The sequence below is a fragment of the Ruegeria sp. HKCCA5463 genome, assembly GCF_013034175.1.
Lineage (GTDB): Bacteria > Pseudomonadota > Alphaproteobacteria > Rhodobacterales > Rhodobacteraceae > Ruegeria.
Genome location: NZ_WQFL01000002.1, coordinates 66,518 through 83,327 on the forward strand (window position 1 = coordinate 66,518; position 16,810 = coordinate 83,327).

Below are 16,810 nucleotides of genomic sequence, written 5' to 3' on the forward strand. Positions count from 1 at the left end.
AATGCCGACCGAAAGGACTGCCCTTTGACCGACCTGACCCCGCGCGAGATTGTCTCGGAACTGGATCGCTTCATCATCGGGCAGAAGGACGCCAAGCGCGCCGTGGCCGTCGCCCTGCGCAATCGCTGGCGCCGCAAGCAATTGCCGGACGACATCCGGGAAGAAGTCTATCCCAAGAACATCCTGATGATCGGCCCCACCGGCGTCGGCAAGACCGAAATCAGTCGCCGTCTGGCCAAACTGGCCCGCGCACCGTTTATCAAGGTCGAGGCCACCAAGTTCACCGAGGTCGGATATGTCGGTCGTGATGTGGAACAGATCGTGCGCGATCTGGCAGATGCGGCCATCCTGCAAACCCGCGAGTTCATGCGCGAAGACGTCAAGGCCAAGGCACATCAGGCTGCCGAAGATCGGGTGATCGAAGCCATAGCAGGCGCGGATGCGCGCGAAGGCACGCGCGAGATGTTCCGCAAAAAGCTGAAAGCCGGCGAACTGGACGACACGGTGATCGAACTGGAACTGTCCGACACCTCGAACCCGATGCCGATGTTCGACATTCCGGGGCAGCCGGGCGGTCAGATGGGCATGATGAATCTGGGCGACATTTTCGGCAAGGCCTTTGGCGGACGGACGGTAAAGAAACGCATGACCGTCGCCGAAAGCTATGATGCGCTGATCGGGGAAGAGGCCGACAAGCTGCTGGATGATGAAACCGTCACCCGAACCGCGCTGGACTCCGTCGAACAGAATGGCATCGTATTTCTGGATGAGATCGACAAGGTCTGCGCCCGCTCTGACGCACGCGGCGGCGATGTCAGCCGCGAAGGCGTGCAGCGCGACCTTCTGCCCTTGATCGAGGGAACCACCGTCAGCACCAAGCATGGCCCGGTCAAAACGGATCATATCCTGTTCATCGCCTCGGGTGCGTTTCATATCGCCAAACCGTCGGATCTGTTGCCGGAATTGCAAGGGCGCCTGCCGATCCGCGTCGAACTGCGCGCCCTGACCGAAGAAGACTTCGTGCGCATCCTGACCGAAACCGACAATGCCCTGACCTTGCAATACACGGCGTTGATGGGCACCGAGGACGTGACCGTCAGCTTTACCGAGGACGGCATCGCGGCGTTGGCGAAGATTGCGGCTGACGTGAACCAGAGCATCGAAAACATCGGCGCGCGGCGGCTCTATACCGTCATGGAGCGGGTTTTCGAAGAACTGTCTTTCGCTGCACCGGACAAAGCCGGTTCAGAGATCACCGTTGATGCACAGTTCGTCAGCGACAATCTTGGTGAATTGACCAAGTCCTCTGATCTGAGCCGTTACGTTTTGTAACACGGCCAGCCGTTTTTTGCCGTTGTTTTGGTCTTGCCATGCTGGACGTCGCGCAGGAATAGGCTAGCGTGTGCACAAGTCACCCCGAGGTCTGGCCCGTGCTGCGATACTTCGTCATTCTGTTCATATCCCTTTCGCTCAACGCCTGTGTCGACCGGACGGTGTCCGAGGTCGTGCCCGGTGCCGTGAACATCGGAACACCTGAAACCATCTTCGCAAGCACGACCCGCGCGCGTGAGGCTGATGGATCCTATGGATTCCGACGCGGCGAAACGCTCAGGTTCCTGGAAACGACGGTTTCTATTCCACCCACGCATACTCCGGGTACGCTCCGCTTCTCCTACGCGAACCCGAATCCGCGGAAAGAATTCGTTCTGGCAGACGTGACCGAGTTGGATGGACCGCAGGGGCTGCGCAAACACCTGCGAGGACAGGATGACGTCACTATCTTTGTGCACGGCTACAATTCGACTCAGACCGAAACGATCTTCCGCGCGGCGCAGCTAACACATGACATCGGCCTCCCCGGATCAACGCTGGTGTATTCCTGGCCCAGCCGCGCGACGGGCTATGGATACGCCTATGATCTGGACAGTATGCTGTTCGCCCGCGACGGGTTGGAACAGACCATCCGCGAACTGAAAGCCATGGGTGTCAAACGCGTTATTCTGGTCGCGCATTCCATGGGCGGTGCGTTGACGATGGAGATGATGCGGCAAACCGAATTGCAGGAACCCGGCTGGGCCAAGCGAAACATCGAAGGGGTCGTTCTGATCTCGCCTGATCTTGATCTTGATCTGTTTCGCTCGCAGATGAAACGTATCGACAACCCCCCCGATCCGTTCATCGTAATGGTGTCGCAAAAGGACAAGATCCTGAACATCTCGGGCCGCTTGCGTGGCACGGATGAGGGCCAGCGGTTGGGGAACATCAGTTCGGTTGACTCGCTCGAGGAATTCCCGATCAGCGTGATCGACACGACTGCTTTCAACAGTGACGCGGCATCCTCGCATTTCGTTGCCGCGACCTCTCCGGCTTTATTGTCGATCCTCAACTCGTTGCGGCGTGTCAACAATACCTTCGGGCGGGAAGATCGACCGACCATTGATATTCTGGTGCCACCCAACGAGCGCAATCCAGACGGGGCCACTGAAATTGTTCTGACGGAAACTGGGCAGGCACAGGTTACCACTCCGTGACGCGGTTCAAGCTGCGTCGGTATCTTCTGGACAATGCCACCTGGCTTGGCGCCGGCGTTCTTCTGACGTTTTTATCCAGCTTCGGGCAGACATTCTTCATCTCGATCTTTGCCGGTGAAATCCGCGCGGAATTCGGCCTCGGCCACGGTGCGTGGGGTGGGCTATATACATTGGGCACAACCCTGTCGGCCATCGTGATGATCTGGGCCGGAGGGCTGACGGACATCTTTCGCGTCCGGGTGCTGGGTCCGGCGGTTCTGGCTGGGTTGGCCCTGGCCGCCCTTGCCATGGCGCTGAATACCTGGCTTCTGCTGTTGCCGGTGGTGATTTTTCTGTTGCGCCTGCTGGGTCAGGGGATGAGCACACATCTGGCCGCGGTCGCCATGGCGCGGTGGTTTACGGTCACGCGGGGCAAGGCGCTTTCCATTGCATCCATCGGCTATGCCATCGGTGAGGCCCTGCTGCCCCTGATCTTCGTTGCGGCCATGGTTTACCTGGACTGGCGTTGGCTGTGGGTCGTCGCGGCAGGGATGACTGCCTTGGGAATTCCTGTGTTGATGCGGCTGTTGCGGGAGGAACGAACACCGCAAAGCCTTGCCAGCGAATCCTCTGCCATTGGGATGCAGGGTCGCCACTGGAGCCGTCGCGACGCGCTGTTTAACCCCTTGTTCTGGTTCATGGTGCCCGCCGTGCTTGCGCCATCGGCATTCATAACCGCGTTTTTCTTCCATCAGGTCTATTTCGCCGAGGTCAAAGGCTGGCAGCATATCCAACTGGTCGCTCTGTTCCCGATCTTTACCGGAGTATCACTGCTGTCGATGTTTGCTGCGGGCTGGGCATTGGACAAATGGGGCACTGCGCGCATCATGCCATTCTATCAGCTTCCGATGGCGGTTGGGTTTGTGGTTTTGGGCATGACTGAATCAATCAGCGGCGCGACGATTGGGTTGGTGTTTCTTGGCCTGACGGTCGGAGCGAACAGCACGTTGCCCAGCGCGTTCTGGGCAGAATTCTATGGGACCCGGCATATCGGGGCCATCAAGGCGATGGCTGCGGCTGTCATGGTACTGGGGTCAGCCATCGGCCCCGGTCTGACCGGCGTTCTGATTGACCTTGGTATCCCGCTGAGCATTCAGTTTTTTTGGATTGGCCTGTTCTTCGTGCTGGTATGCAGCCTTGTTTGGGTCGGTATTTCCCGCGCCCGTCGCGACCTTTAACGCACCCGCCTGAGATACACGTAATACGCCCCGTCTCCGCCGTGGCTTATATGAGCCGGCGTGACCTGCAACACCGCCTGGGCCAGCGGTGGGATCGACAACCAGTGAGGAACCTGATTTCGCAGAACACCACGCGGCGTCGGAATCGGACCGGGCTCGTCCCGATCCTTGCCTTTGCCGGTCACGACCAAAACCAGACGCTTACCCTGTGCTTGCGCGCTCAGGATGAATCGGATCAGCGCGGGATGGGCCGAAGCCACCCGCATACCGTGCAGATCCAGCTTGCCTTCGGGTTTCAGCTTGCCGCGCTTCATCCGGCCAAAGGCCTTGTTGTCCATCTGAACCGGTGCATTGCGCAACGCATCCGTCACCGTAGGCTTCAGGTCGTTCGGTTTCGACTGATGGGCCTGTCCAAGTTCGAATGCCTGAAAACGGGGTTTCGGGGTTTTCTTGGGCTTGGGTTTCGGCAAAGAGGTCGGATGGATCGTCTGCGGGATTTCCGGGTGCAGCCTCTCGGCCTGTTTGGCGACCTTGCGCCACAGCTCGATCTCTTCGCTTGTCAGTTTGCGCCGGGTCATCAGAATTCATCCGGCAGCAGGGCATAGGCACGCTGGATGGGCAGCAACAGCACCATCCGACCGGGATCCTTCAGCTTGCCCGCGGCCTGACCGGCTTCGTCCCCCGTTCCGAAAAAGATATCGGCCCGCTGCGCGCCTTTGATGGCCGCACCTGTATCCTGCGCGATCATCAGGCGGCGGATCGGTTCCTTGCCGTCCTTTTCCACCCACACCGGCGCACCCAATGGGGTATAGGCGGGATCAGCCGCAATGCTGCGCATCGTCGTGACAGATCGGTTCATGGCGCCCAACGGCCCAAGCTCGGGCGCGACACGTGAAACTTCGCGGAAAAACACGTATGATGGGTTGTGGAACAGCAATTCCGCGCCAGCCTCGGGGTTCTTGCGCACCCAGGCGCGGATCATCTGGGCGCTGACCTCATGCGCGCCAAGAATGCCGCGCCGCACCAGTTCCACGCCAATTGACCTGTAGGGATGCCCGTTCGCACCGCCATACCCGACGCGCAAAGCGCCGCCATCCGGCAATCGAACGCGGCCCGAACCCTGGATTTGCAGAAAAAACAACTCTACGGGGTCATCGACCCAGGCAATCTCAAGCCCGCGGCCCTGCATGACATCACTGGTCAGGATTTCTCGCCGGCTCAGCCAGGGCCCCTCAGCGCGGGCCTCGGGCGGCATTTTGTAGATGGGATACTTGAAACGATCCGTCCGGGTACGCGCACCATCAAGTTCGGGTTCGAAATACCCCGTGAACAGGGCATCCTCACCATCCTCGACCAGAACAGGTCGAAAAAAGAGCTCAAAGAACGACCGTGCCGCTTCGGCATCATAGGTTCTTGCCACACCGCACAGGGCCCGCCAATCGGGATCCTTCAGATCCCCGCAGGTGTTCAGAAAAACTGACAGGGCTGCACCGTGGTCATCCTCGGCCCAGCCACGCAGATCATCGAACGACAGAATGGATCGCGTTGCCTCGGCCCCGGCAGCGCTGGCAGTGGTCATTGCACCCACCAGTAAAAGCGACCGGAGCGTGGCAATCATGCGTCCGTGGCAACAAGCAGCCAGTTCGGATCGTCCTTGCCCATCACACGGGCAAAGGTCCAGCTGTCCTTTTGGCGTTTCACGGTGTTGGGGCTGCCTTCGACGATATCGCCACCGCGATCCCGCACGACCGATGTCAGTTCACCCACGAATTTCATGGTGATCTCGGCCTGATTGGTATCCTTGTCGAATTTCACATCCGTCAGGGTCGTCTCTCGGACGCCGATGAACTCGGCCTCGATCGTCAGGCCCTGATCTTCTCGTGCGGCGACGCCCGCAACGAAGGATTCAAAAACTTCTTCCGACAGGAATGGCTGGATCTCGTCCAGGTTTCCCTTCTCAAACCCCATCACGATCATTTCATAGGCACCGCGCGCACCCTGAACAAACTCGGTGACGGAAAAACCGGGTTCAACGCGTTTCATCGCCGCCAGCGTCTGTGCCAGCTCGCTGTCTTCCGGGACATGGTCTGTGATGTCATGATCCGGGCCGCCTTCGATCACTTCGAAATCGCGGCGCGACTTATGCGCTTCGGGCTGCTGCTGCACAGGCGGTTTCTCAAAACCTTCACGCGTGCCCAACACGCTCTTGAGGCGCAGGATCAGGAAAACGGCAATTCCGGCCAGGACCAGCAACTGGATCATGGGTTCGTTCATTTCATCCTCTTTTCAGAACCGCGGCTTTGTATACGCGGCCTCATGCCACTATGTAGGTGACCGTAGGTGGCAAGTCCACAGCCCGGCCTAAGGGAAAGGATAACGCAAATGTATCTGTTCTTGGCATTTTTGTTGGTGCCCATCATCGAGATCGCGCTGTTTATTCAGGTTGGCGGGTTGATCGGCTTGTGGCCAACCCTTGCCATCGTAGTGCTGACGGCGGTTTTGGGCACTGTTTTGGTGCGGACACAAGGTCGCATGGCGTTGGGAAACCTGCAACGGTCGTTTGCCGAACTGGACGACCCGACCGAGCCGCTGGCTCATGGTGCGATGATCCTGTTGTCGGGCGCTTTGTTGCTTACACCGGGATTCTTTACTGATGCCATTGGATTTGCGTTGCTTGTTCCCGGCGTGCGGGTTGCGGTTTTCAGGTATCTCAGATCGAAAGTCACCGTTACCCAGTTTCAGATGGGCCAAGGCCCCGATTTTCAGTCTCGGGGAAATCCGTTCGATCAGGGTGACATCATAGATGGTGACTTTACCGAGGTCCGCCCGAAAAATGATCCGTCAAAGCCGTCTAAATGGGTGGAAGGCCCCCACCGGCATTGAGGTGCCGCGCCCAACTTGATAAGCAGTGGCGAATTTCATTTTTGGAGTAGATCCATGGCCGAAGAAAAAGCTGCAGAAAACACTGCGGCCAAAGCCGCCCCGCAAGTTCAGATGCGTGTTCTGGGGCAGTTCATCCGCGACATGTCCTTTGAGAACGTGATGGCCCAGAAGGGTGTTTCCGGTGACGTACAGCCCGAAATCGCGGTTCAGGTGAATCTTGACGCCAAGAAGCGCCCGGCTGACCACCAGTTCGAAGTGTCGATCAAGCTGAACCTGACATCCAAAGCCAAAGGCTTGGAAGATGTTCTGTTCCTGTGTGAACTGGACTATTGCGGCCTGTTCCACGTGGAAGGTGTGCCGGAAGACCAGTTGCACCCGTTCCTGATGATCGAATGCCCGCGGATGCTGTTCCCGTTCCTGCGCCGCATCGTCAGCGACATCACCCGCGACGGCGGTTTCCCACCGGTGAATCTGGACAATATCGATTTCGTCGCCCTGTACCGCAACGAACTGATGCGTCGTCAGGCCGAACAGTCCCAGAAGACAGATGCCTGAGGGTTTGGCCCGTGCCTGACAGGGTCAGGTGCGGGTCCATAGGGCATTGTCGCCCAGTTTTTCTATGAATGCATCATGTGCCGCGCGTTCATCCTCGGTAATACGAGACGGCAGTGGCGTTGCTCGTGGTGCCGGTCGCCAATCATCGCCGCCGCCTGCCACGGATGATGCAGATGTTGACAGTCCAAAATCGGGCTGTCGTCCTCCGATCAGCTCAAGATAAACCTCGGCCAGGATTTCAGAGTCGAGCAACGCGCCGTGCAGTACACGGTTCGAGTTGTCGATATTGAAGCGACGGCAAAGCGCATCCAGTGAGGCCGGCGAACCGGGAAACCGTTTGCGCGCAATCGCCAGCGTATCCAGCGCCTGTTCCATCGGGATGAGCGGGGCACCCATCCATTTCAGTTCGGCATTCAGGAACTTCATGTCGAAAGATGCATTGTGGATCACCAGCCGCGCATCGCCGACGAATTCGCGAAAAGCGTGACCGATCTTGGCAAAAACCGGTTTGTCTTTCAGCGTCACTTCACCCTTTTCGGGCGGGCGTGGGTTTTCCAACAGGTCCGGGCCGATGCCATGCACGCCAAATGCCTCTTCCGGCATCGAACGTTCGGGGTTGATATAGACGTGATACGTCTCACCCGTTGCGACGTGGTTCCACAGTTCAACGGCGCCGATTTCCACGATCCGATCACCGCTTTCGGGATCGAAACCCGTGGTTTCGGTGTCGAGTACAATTTCACGCATCTGCCATCCCCGCCCGTATTTGCCTGACCACATCCTGCACCTGCGCGCGGGCGTGGTCCAGAGTGTCCGTCACGATGACGTAATCCGACCGCGCGCATTTTTCTTCATTCGGCATCTGCTTGGCTCGGATTTGCTCGAACTGCGCCTCGGTCATTGTACCCCGTTCCATGACACGCCGCTTTTGCTCGTCGGCCGGGATCGAAACACAAGCCACCGCGTCCATCGCCACGTCACCGTCCGTTTCAAACAAAAGCGGAATGTCGAACACCAAGATGTCGTTTGTCGCGGCTTCACGAAATGCTATGCGGTCAGCAGCGACCAGAGGGTGGACGATGGCTTCGATGGCCTTCAGCGTAGCAGGATCGGCGGCAATTATCTGTTTCAGCGCCTCCCGGTTGACCGCACCGTCCTGAATGGCCGACGGAAACAATCGTTCCATGGGGCCAACGGCCGCGCCCCCCCTGGAATACAGGCGATGCACCGCCGCATCCGCATCCCACAAGGCACAACCTTCTTCGACGAACATCTGCGCCGTTGTGCTTTTCCCCATGCCGATGGAACCGGTCAGGCCAAGCGCAAAATTCATGCCATGGCCGCCGCACGTGCATCAGCATCAACTTCGGGGCGCACGCCGAACCAGCGTTCAAAACCGGGCACTGCCTGATGCAACAACATGCCCAGCCCATCGACTGCGGTGCATCCAGCCTGTTCAGCGGTTTGCAACAGGCGGGTTTTCAATGGCGCATAAACCAGATCCGTCACCACGGCACCGGGCTGCAACCCGTCAAGCGGAACCCGCAATTCCGGTTGGCCCTGCATGCCCAACGAAGTGGTGTTCACCACGAGTTCTGCGTTTTCGATGACATTTCCGGCCTGAACCCAATCCACCACGTGGATACGTTGACCGAATTCCTCTTTCAGATGATCCGCACGGGCGCGGGTTCGGTTGGTCAGCAGGATTTCCGGAACACCCGCGTCAGATAATGCCTGCAACACGGCGCGCGCGGCCCCTCCGGCCCCGAAGACAACAGCCGGTCCGTCCTTTGCATTCCAGTCCGGCGCACCGGTGCGAAGATTCTCCATGAACCCGTACCCGTCAGTGTTATCCGCGTGGATCGAGCCATCTTCACGAAACACCAGAGTGTTCACCGCACCTATCACCGTTGCGCGGTCAGACGCATGATCCGCGATCTTCAAGGCGGCTTCCTTGTGGGGAACGGTCACATTGGCGCCGACAAAACCCGCCTTGGGCAGGGTGCGCAACACAGTTTCCAGGTCGGCGAGTGCCACATCCATCGGGATGTAATGACCGGCGAGACCGTATGTCTTCAGCCAATGACCATGCAGTTTGGGGGATCGTGAGTGACCAATGGGATGTCCAATCACACCGGCCAAAGGAACCCGATAGTCCGTCATTGATCGATTACCCCTTTGACAGCCAGAAAGTTGAGCAGCTCCAACAGGGGCATACCCAAAACGTTAAAATAGTCGCCGTCAATGGTGGCGAACAGGCGGACACCTTCTTCCTCCAGCTTGTAGCCTCCGACGGCGTGGCGGATACTGTCCCAGTTTCGCGCGACGTAATCTTTCAGATAGGCGTCGGAACTGGCCCGCATCCGCAATCGTACCTGCCCCACATGCCGCCAGACCGGCTCTGCATTCTGATAGATCACCGCTGCGGACAAAAGCATATGCCGCTTGCCACGCATGGCTTTCAGCTGGGCCAACGCCTGTTCGGGGGTTTCCGGCTTTGACATCAGTTGACCGTCAAAATCCAGAACCTGATCACATCCCAGGACCATGGCACCGGGGTATTTGTCGCTGACTTTCCGCGCCTTCATTTCTGCGAGTGTATCGGCAATGTCCCGTGGAGATGCGTTTTCAGCCAGCAGGGCGCGTTTGGCCGTCTCTTCATCCACGCGCGCGGTTTGAACCACAAACGGTACGCCTGCATTTTCAAGCATCTGCGCGCGAATGGCGGACCCGGAAGCAAGAAGAATGGGGACAGACATGTGGAAAACCCCGTGTGCAAATCATTGAGAGTTCAGGGGTGCTTTGTATGGTTTTCCAGTTGACACGCAACCCCGGGGATTTCGCGCCAGAGATCCCCGAGTCGCTCAAATCCCATCCCGTCCGGACAAGGATAAGTCAGTTTCTCTGGAAAAGCCCGATATCCCAAATTCTCCTACCAGTTATCCCCAAGTGGAACAAGGAATACTGATAATAAATAATTGATTTTAAATGATAAAAATATCCACCAACAGAATCACATGAAAAAATCCGTGTTCTGTCCACCTGGGGAAAACACTTGTGTAAAAAAGTAATCCACGGATTTTACTCACCCTACAAAACCATCATCCTTTTTCTTTTCTTATTTTTTTATTAGGGAGGGTCCCGAACAACGCCCGGAGCCGAAATGACCAATCTTCTGTTCACTTTGTACCCATGGGTGAAATCGCTCCATATCATGGCGGTGATTTCGTGGATGGCGGGCCTGTTCTATCTGCCCAGGTTGTTTGTCTATCACGTCGAAAAGGCACAGGCCGTAGAAGGCGCACAGGACATTTTCTTTGAAATGGAAGAAAAGCTGCTGCGTGTGATCATGAGACCGGCGATGATCGTTGCCTGGGTTTGTGGTTTGATCATGGTGTTTACGCCGGGCATCGTGGGATGGGACTGGAGCTGGCCCTGGGTCAAGGGCGCCGCCGTGATCGGCATGACATGGTTTCATCACTGGTTGATGGCGCGACGCAAGGATTTCCTGGAAGGGCGAAACACGCTCAGTGGGCGGCAGTTTCGCATGATGAACGAGGTCCCGACCGTTTTGATGGTTGCCATCGTTCTGGCGGTCGTTCTGAAGTTCTGAGGGCCTGTTTGACTCCGCACCGCACTGCGCTTATGTAGGGATCAACACGCCCGTCCGGGCGGCGTATCTTCCATACTGAAATTCCACTTCGTGCCGCGCTGTGAGCGGTGAAGGTATATATCATGACAACCGAATCCCTGAATCTTGCTGATCTGAAAGCCAAAAGCCCCAAAGATCTTCTGGCGATGGCCGAAGAGCTGGAGATCGAAAACGCCTCGACCATGCGCAAGGGCGAGATGATGTTCCAGATCCTGCGCGAACGCGCAGATGAAGGCTGGACCGTCGGTGGCGATGGCGTGCTTGAAGTGCTTCAGGACGGTTTCGGCTTCCTGCGCTCGCCCGAGGCGAACTATCTGCCCGGCCCGGATGACATCTATGTCTCACCCGAGATGATCCGCCAGCACTCATTGCGGACAGGGGATACCGTGGAAGGCGAGATCAAAGCCCCGGATGAGAATGAGCGTTATTTCGCGCTGACGAAGGTGACCAAGATCAACTTCGAAGACCCGGAAAAGGCCAAGCACAAGATCCTGTTCGACAACCTGACGCCGCTTTATCCGGATGAGCGGCTGAAGATGGAAATCGAGGATCCGACCATCAAGGACAAGTCCGCCCGCGTGATCGACCTGGTCGCGCCGATCGGCAAGGGCCAGCGGTCGTTGATCGTGGCGCCGCCGCGCACCGGTAAGACGGTGATCCTGCAAAATATCGCGCATTCGATCGAGCGCAACCACCCGGAATGCTACCTGATCGTCCTGCTGATCGACGAACGCCCGGAAGAAGTCACTGACATGCAGCGTTCAGTGAAGGGCGAGGTGGTATCCTCGACCTTTGATGAACCCGCGACGCGCCACGTGGCCGTGTCGGAAATGGTCATCGAAAAAGCCAAGCGTTTGGTCGAGCATAAACGAGATGTTGTTATTCTTCTTGATTCGATCACAAGACTTGGTAGGGCATTTAACACAGTGGTCCCATCCTCGGGTAAAGTTCTGACCGGTGGTGTGGACGCAAACGCCCTGCAACGGCCCAAGCGTTTCTTTGGCGCGGCGCGGAACATTGAAGAGGGTGGTTCGCTGACCATCATCGCGACCGCACTGATTGATACCGGCAGCCGGATGGACGAGGTCATCTTTGAAGAATTCAAAGGTACAGGCAACTCGGAAATCGTTCTGGATCGCAAGATCGCGGACAAGCGAGTGTTCCCGGCCATCGACATCCTCAAATCCGGCACCCGGAAAGAGGATCTTTTGGTCGACAAGGGCGATCTGGCCAAGACCTTCGTTCTGCGGCGTATCCTCAACCCGATGGGCACGACCGATGCAATCGAGTTCTTGTTGTCCAAGTTGAAGCAGACAAAGACAAACAGCGAATTCTTCGATTCCATGAACACCTGACACTGGTCTTTAACTCTAGCGAGGCCTTCGAATGGATACGATATTCGCCTTGGCCAGCGCGCAGGGCAAAGCCGGGGTGGCGGTCATCCGCCTCTCGGGTCCGGACTCCCATTCAGCAGCAGCGCGCCTGACGGGTGGTGCGCTGCCAAAGCGTGGCATGGTCCTGCGTACTCTGACTGATCATGGCGGAGCACGTTTGGACGACGGATTGGTCTTGACCTTCCAGGCTCCGGCCAGTTTTACCGGTGAGGACGTGGCCGAGCTTCAGATTCATGGAAGCACCGCCTCTGTCAACGCCGTTCTGCGCTGCCTGTCGGATACAGAAGGGTTGCGCATCGCTGAACCGGGTGAGTTCACACGCCGAGCGCTGGAAAACGGCAAGATGGACCTGACTCAGGTTGAAGGCCTGGCCGATCTAATTGATGCAGAAACGGAAGCACAACGCAAGCAGGCGCAGACCATTCTGGCGGGCGAGCTGGGCACATTGGCCGAACGGTGGCGTCGGGATTTGATACGCGCTGCGTCCCTGTTGGAGGCTGTCATCGATTTTGCTGATGAAGAAGTTCCAACCGATGTGACGCCGGAAGTGCGCGAGTTGGTCCAAGGCGTCATGTCAGACCTTCATCGTGAAGCAGATGGCGTCAAGATTGCCGAGCGAATTCGTACAGGGTTCGAGGTTGCGATCGTCGGCCTTCCAAATGCGGGAAAATCCACCCTTTTGAATGCCTTGGCAGGCCGTGAGGCGGCCATTACTTCGGAATATGCCGGGACCACGCGCGATGTGATCGAAGTTCGAATGGATCTGGCTGGTTTACCGGTGACCTTGCTGGATACGGCAGGGCTGCGAGAGACCGAAGATCATGTCGAAAACCTGGGTATCGAGCTTGCGCGCAGCAGAGCGGAGGCCGCCGATCTTCGCGTTTTCCTGTCTGAAACACCGAAGGACCTGGGGGTGGAGATGCGGGAAGATGATATACATGTTTTCCCCAAAGCAGACCTTCGGGGGATCGGGGGAAAGGGTGTGTCAGGGAAAACAGGCCAGGGAATAGATGCGTTAGTAGACCAGATATCGTGTATTTTGCGCCAGCGAACCACTACCCATGGTATTGCAACTCGGGAACGACACCGCATTGCAATCACCAGAGCATTGGACTCACTTACATCTGCAATCTCGGTTCTGGAATCAGGCCCAGACCTGTATGATATCGCAGCAGAGGAGCTGAGAACCGCCATTCGCGCCCTTGAATCCCTGGTGGGCAGAATAGACGTGGAAACTCTGTTGGATGAAATCTTCTCCAACTTCTGTTTGGGAAAATAAGGAGTGTTTCACGTGAAACATTCGAAGTTTGATGTCATCGTCATCGGCGCAGGTCATGCCGGAACCGAGGCCGCTCATGCATCAGCCAGAATGGGCGCTACAACGGCGTTGGTGACGCTGTCTGCAACGGACATTGGCGTCATGTCCTGCAATCCAGCGATTGGCGGTTTGGGGAAAGGCCATCTTGTGCGTGAGATTGACGCTTTGGATGGCGTCATGGGGCGCGTGGCGGATCAGGCGGGCATTCAGTTTCGTTTGTTGAACCGTCGAAAAGGGCCCGCCGTTCAGGGGCCGAGAGCGCAGGCGGATCGCGCCCTTTATCGTCATGCCATGCAACAGGTAACGGAGAAACAGGATAACCTGTCCGTCGTTGTCGGAGAGGTTGTCGATTTCCTGATGAACGGCGAAAAGGTTGCAGGTGTTGTTCTTTCCGATGGATCAGAAATTTCAGCGCGCGCCGTTATCCTGACGTCTGGTACGTTTCTAAGGGGCGTCATCCATATCGGTGACGTGTCTCGCCCAGGTGGGAGAATGGGGGATCGGCCTTCCATCAAGCTGGCCGAGCGGTTGGATGGATACGATCTTCCCATGGGGCGATTGAAAACCGGCACACCGCCGCGTCTGGATGGACGAAGCATTGATTGGTCCGATCTTGAAAGGCAGGACGGCGACGATGAGCCAACCCTGTTTTCTTTCATGTCGAAAACCGTTGTCGCGCCCCAGATTTCTTGCGGAATTACGCATACAAATGCGCGAACACATGAGATCATTGCGGCGAATCTTTCGAAATCTGCCATGTATGGTGGTCACATCGATGGGGTAGGCCCGCGTTATTGCCCCTCGATCGAAGACAAGATCGTACGCTTCGCCGACAAGGAATCGCATCAAATCTTCCTCGAGCCCGAAGGGGTCAATGATCACACGATCTATCCGAACGGTATATCGACGTCATTGCCGCAAGACGTTCAGCTGGACTATGTGCGATCGATTAAGGGTCTGGAGAATGCAGAGATTCTGCAACCGGGATATGCGATCGAATACGACTATGTTGATCCGCGCGTCCTGAGCGCTTCTTTGTCCTTGCCAGCTGTTCCCGGACTATATCTAGCGGGTCAGATAAATGGAACCACAGGATATGAGGAAGCCGCGGCTCAGGGCATGGTGGCCGGCCTCAATGCGGCGTTGGAGACCCAAGGGCGGGAACCCATCCATTTTACGCGATCCGACAGTTATATTGGCGTGATGATCGATGATTTGACAACTCGAGGAGTTGCCGAACCTTACCGCATGTTCACGTCACGCGCGGAATTCCGGCTATCTCTGCGTGCCGACAATGCTGATCAACGGTTGACACCGCTTGGTTTGGAGCTGGGGTGCGTCGGAGAAGGGCGCAAGATTCAGTTCGAAGATAAAATGAACCAACTTGAGAGTGTGAAGTTAAAGCTGACGGAACGCACTTACACACCCAAGGAAGTTCTCGCTGCCGGTATAAACGTTAATCAGGACGGAAACCGTAGAGATGGGATGGCAATTCTGGCATTCCCTGATACCTCGTTTGAAGATTTGTTGCCTCTCGTTCCTGATTTGCAGGACGTCGACCCAAAAATCAGGCTCCAGATCGAGCGGGACGCCTTGTATGCCAACTACATTGCCAGACAAAAGCGGGATGTCGAAGCAATGAAGCGGGATGAATCCTATGTCATCCCGCTTGAGTTCGACTATTTTGCCTTGGACGGCCTGTCGTCGGAGATGAAACAGAAGCTGTCGCAAGCGAAGCCAGCCAATATCGCTCAGGCAAGCCGTGTCGAGGGCGTTACTCCGGCAGCGCTGACGCTTGTTCTGGCAAAACTACGCCGGGATCAAAGAGCTCGTCAGGCATGAAGGTTGATTTTTCGAAGTTTGAAGACCTGAATGTTTCACGTGAAACATTCGAGCGCCTCGTGACCTATGTTGATCTGGTGAAGCGTTGGAATTCTAAGATCAACCTCGTGTCTAAGAACAGTTTGGAGCATATCTGGGACCGGCATATTCTTGATTCCGTGCAAGTCTATCGGTGCGCTGACAGGTTTGATACTTGGGTGGACCTTGGAAGCGGAGGCGGATTCCCTGGTATGGTCTGCGCCATCATCGCTGCGGAAGAAAACCCAGGCGCCGCATTCAATATGATCGAGAGCGACCAGCGGAAATCGGTTTTCTTACGTAGCGTTGCGCGGGAATGCGGCATAAATTGTACGGTGATTTCAAAAAGGATTGAATCGGTTGATCCTTTGGCTGCAAGCATTATTTCCGCTCGAGCGCTGGCTGACTTGCGCACCCTGTTGTCCTTTTGTGACAGGCATTTACACACCAGCGGGACAGCGTTGTTGCCCAAAGGCGCAAATTGGAAAAAAGAGCTGGACGACGCACGTGAGGAATGGAATTTCGAAGCTGAGGCGATTACAAGTTTAACTGAACCTCAAGCCGTTATCCTTAAGATAAATGGAGTATCACGTGGTTGATTTGTCTCGACCTTCAGGGCCTCGGATAATTGCTGTTGCCAATCAGAAGGGCGGGGTCGGAAAAACAACCACAGCAATCAACCTTGCAGCGGGTTTGGCTGAATCCGGGTGTCGGGTCCTAGTGGTTGACCTTGACCCGCAGGGGAACGCTTCTACGGGTTTGGGTGTCGAAGATCGAGACTGGACAACTTATGATCTGATCCTTGACGACGCACCATTGGAGGCCGTCGTTCAGGAGACGGAAATCGAAGGTCTTTTCGTTGTTCCGGCGACCGTTGATCTGAGTTCCGCCGATATTGAACTGATCTCCAACGAAAAACGCAGCTATCTTTTGCATGATGCTTTGAGGCAGCCAGCCATAGATGCGTTTGAACTGGATTTTGTGCTTATCGACTGCCCGCCGTCCTTAAACTTGCTGACCGTGAATGCTATGGTTGCTTCGCATTCGGTGCTGGTGCCGCTGCAGAGCGAGTTCTTTGCCCTTGAAGGGCTTTCACAACTGATGCTCACGATTCGAGAGGTCCGCCAAACGGCTAACCCGGATCTGAGAATCGAAGGTATTGTGTTGACCATGTATGACAACCGCAACAACTTGTCCCGTCAGGTTGAAAAGGACGCGCGTGACAATCTGGGTGAGATGGTCTTTAAAACGAAAATACCCAGAAATGTGCGGGTCAGCGAAGCGCCGTCATATGCGCTGCCTGTTTTGCAATATGACTCGGGATCGCTTGGGGCCATGGCCTACCGGCATCTTGCTCGTGAGATCTTGCACAAGAACAATAAGACCGCTGCCTGAGCGGG

18 protein-coding genes are annotated in these 16,810 nt (G+C 56.5%); 11 read left to right on the forward strand and 7 right to left on the reverse strand.

The features are described from left to right. Positions 1-24 precede the first annotated feature (24 nt). From hslU to GOW09_RS06380, 3 genes are all read left to right on the forward strand, one after another. The gene (gene hslU / locus GOW09_RS06370; RefSeq protein WP_171116680.1) at positions 25-1,332 is read left to right on the forward strand and encodes an ATP-dependent protease ATPase subunit HslU; all 1,308 of its coding nucleotides are present in this window, start codon (positions 25-27) and stop codon (positions 1,330-1,332) included. A gap of 68 nt (positions 1,333-1,400) precedes the next feature. Continuing rightward, complete coding sequence (locus GOW09_RS06375) at positions 1,401-2,531, forward strand: alpha/beta hydrolase (RefSeq protein WP_371808025.1); 1,131 nt, start codon at positions 1,401-1,403, stop codon at positions 2,529-2,531. Continuing rightward, a complete protein-coding gene (locus GOW09_RS06380; protein WP_171116684.1) occupies positions 2,528-3,748 on the forward strand; it encodes an MFS transporter in 1,221 nt (406 codons plus the stop codon). The genes GOW09_RS06375 and GOW09_RS06380 overlap by 4 nt, the downstream gene beginning before the upstream one ends. On the opposite strand, the gene GOW09_RS06385 is transcribed toward GOW09_RS06380, so the two are convergent. From GOW09_RS06385 to GOW09_RS06395, 3 genes are read right to left on the reverse strand one after another with little or no spacing between them, the layout of a single operon-like run. Next, on the reverse strand, positions 3,745-4,326 hold the full coding sequence (locus GOW09_RS06385; protein ID WP_171116686.1) for a Smr/MutS family protein: 582 nt from the start codon (positions 4,324-4,326) through the stop codon (positions 3,745-3,747). The genes GOW09_RS06380 and GOW09_RS06385 overlap by 4 nt on opposite strands. Beyond that, positions 4,326-5,366 carry a murein transglycosylase A gene (locus GOW09_RS06390; RefSeq protein ID WP_171116688.1) on the reverse strand — a complete coding sequence of 347 codons (1,041 nt, stop codon included), beginning with the start codon at positions 5,364-5,366 and terminating at the stop codon, positions 4,326-4,328. Before GOW09_RS06390 ends, GOW09_RS06385 begins: the two co-directional genes overlap by 1 nt. Further along, the gene (locus tag GOW09_RS06395) at positions 5,363-6,022 is read right to left on the reverse strand and encodes a Tim44/TimA family putative adaptor protein (protein ID WP_152459622.1); all 660 of its coding nucleotides are present in this window, start codon (positions 6,020-6,022) and stop codon (positions 5,363-5,365) included. The genes GOW09_RS06390 and GOW09_RS06395 overlap by 4 nt, the downstream gene beginning before the upstream one ends. 108 nt (positions 6,023-6,130) lie before the next feature. Between GOW09_RS06395 and GOW09_RS06400 the strand changes: the two genes are divergently transcribed. After that, complete coding sequence (locus tag GOW09_RS06400) at positions 6,131-6,631, forward strand: FxsA family protein (RefSeq protein WP_171116691.1); 501 nt, start codon at positions 6,131-6,133, stop codon at positions 6,629-6,631. Between the two features lie 54 nt (positions 6,632-6,685). Then, positions 6,686-7,186, forward strand: coding sequence for a protein-export chaperone SecB (gene secB, locus GOW09_RS06405; RefSeq protein ID WP_152459620.1), 501 nt, complete (start codon positions 6,686-6,688; stop codon positions 7,184-7,186). A 24-nt stretch (positions 7,187-7,210) separates the two neighbouring features. Here the strand turns inward: secB and dnaQ are convergent, their stop codons facing one another. Genes dnaQ through GOW09_RS06425 form a run of 4 tightly spaced genes read right to left on the reverse strand, consistent with a single transcriptional unit; the run spans position 7,211 to position 9,945 of the window. Beyond that, positions 7,211-7,933, reverse strand: a complete 723-nt coding sequence (gene dnaQ / locus GOW09_RS06410; RefSeq protein ID WP_152459619.1) for a DNA polymerase III subunit epsilon — start codon at positions 7,931-7,933, stop codon at positions 7,211-7,213. After that, positions 7,926-8,519: a dephospho-CoA kinase gene (gene coaE, locus GOW09_RS06415; RefSeq protein ID WP_171116693.1), complete on the reverse strand. Its 594-nt coding sequence runs from the start codon at positions 8,517-8,519 to the stop codon at positions 7,926-7,928. The genes dnaQ and coaE overlap by 8 nt, the downstream gene beginning before the upstream one ends. Beyond that, the gene (locus GOW09_RS06420; RefSeq protein WP_171116696.1) at positions 8,516-9,349 is read right to left on the reverse strand and encodes a shikimate dehydrogenase; all 834 of its coding nucleotides are present in this window, start codon (positions 9,347-9,349) and stop codon (positions 8,516-8,518) included. Before GOW09_RS06420 ends, coaE begins: the two co-directional genes overlap by 4 nt. Next, positions 9,346-9,945 carry a nucleoside triphosphate pyrophosphatase gene (locus GOW09_RS06425; protein ID WP_171116698.1) on the reverse strand — a complete coding sequence of 200 codons (600 nt, stop codon included), beginning with the start codon at positions 9,943-9,945 and terminating at the stop codon, positions 9,346-9,348. Before GOW09_RS06425 ends, GOW09_RS06420 begins: the two co-directional genes overlap by 4 nt. 404 nt (positions 9,946-10,349) lie before the next feature. Here GOW09_RS06425 and GOW09_RS06430 point away from each other — a divergent pair, with 404 nt between their 5' ends. From GOW09_RS06430 to GOW09_RS06455, 6 genes are all read left to right on the forward strand, one after another. Then, entirely contained in the window at positions 10,350-10,799 is a 450-nt protein-coding gene (locus GOW09_RS06430) for a CopD family protein (RefSeq protein WP_171116700.1), read from the forward strand. A gap of 122 nt (positions 10,800-10,921) precedes the next feature. Then, a complete protein-coding gene (gene rho / locus GOW09_RS06435; protein ID WP_152459614.1) occupies positions 10,922-12,193 on the forward strand; it encodes a transcription termination factor Rho in 1,272 nt (423 codons plus the stop codon). 31 nt (positions 12,194-12,224) lie between these two features. After that, positions 12,225-13,511 carry a tRNA uridine-5-carboxymethylaminomethyl(34) synthesis GTPase MnmE gene (gene mnmE / locus GOW09_RS06440; protein WP_171116702.1) on the forward strand — a complete coding sequence of 429 codons (1,287 nt, stop codon included), beginning with the start codon at positions 12,225-12,227 and terminating at the stop codon, positions 13,509-13,511. Positions 13,512-13,523: 12 nt separating this feature from the next. Then, on the forward strand, positions 13,524-15,392 hold the full coding sequence (gene mnmG, locus GOW09_RS06445; protein ID WP_171116704.1) for a tRNA uridine-5-carboxymethylaminomethyl(34) synthesis enzyme MnmG: 1,869 nt from the start codon (positions 13,524-13,526) through the stop codon (positions 15,390-15,392). Beyond that, positions 15,389-16,009, forward strand: coding sequence for a 16S rRNA (guanine(527)-N(7))-methyltransferase RsmG (rsmG, locus tag GOW09_RS06450; protein ID WP_171116706.1), 621 nt, complete (start codon positions 15,389-15,391; stop codon positions 16,007-16,009). The genes mnmG and rsmG overlap by 4 nt, the downstream gene beginning before the upstream one ends. Then, complete coding sequence (locus tag GOW09_RS06455) at positions 16,002-16,805, forward strand: ParA family protein (protein WP_152459610.1); 804 nt, start codon at positions 16,002-16,004, stop codon at positions 16,803-16,805. The genes rsmG and GOW09_RS06455 overlap by 8 nt, the downstream gene beginning before the upstream one ends. Positions 16,806-16,810 lie beyond the last annotated feature (5 nt).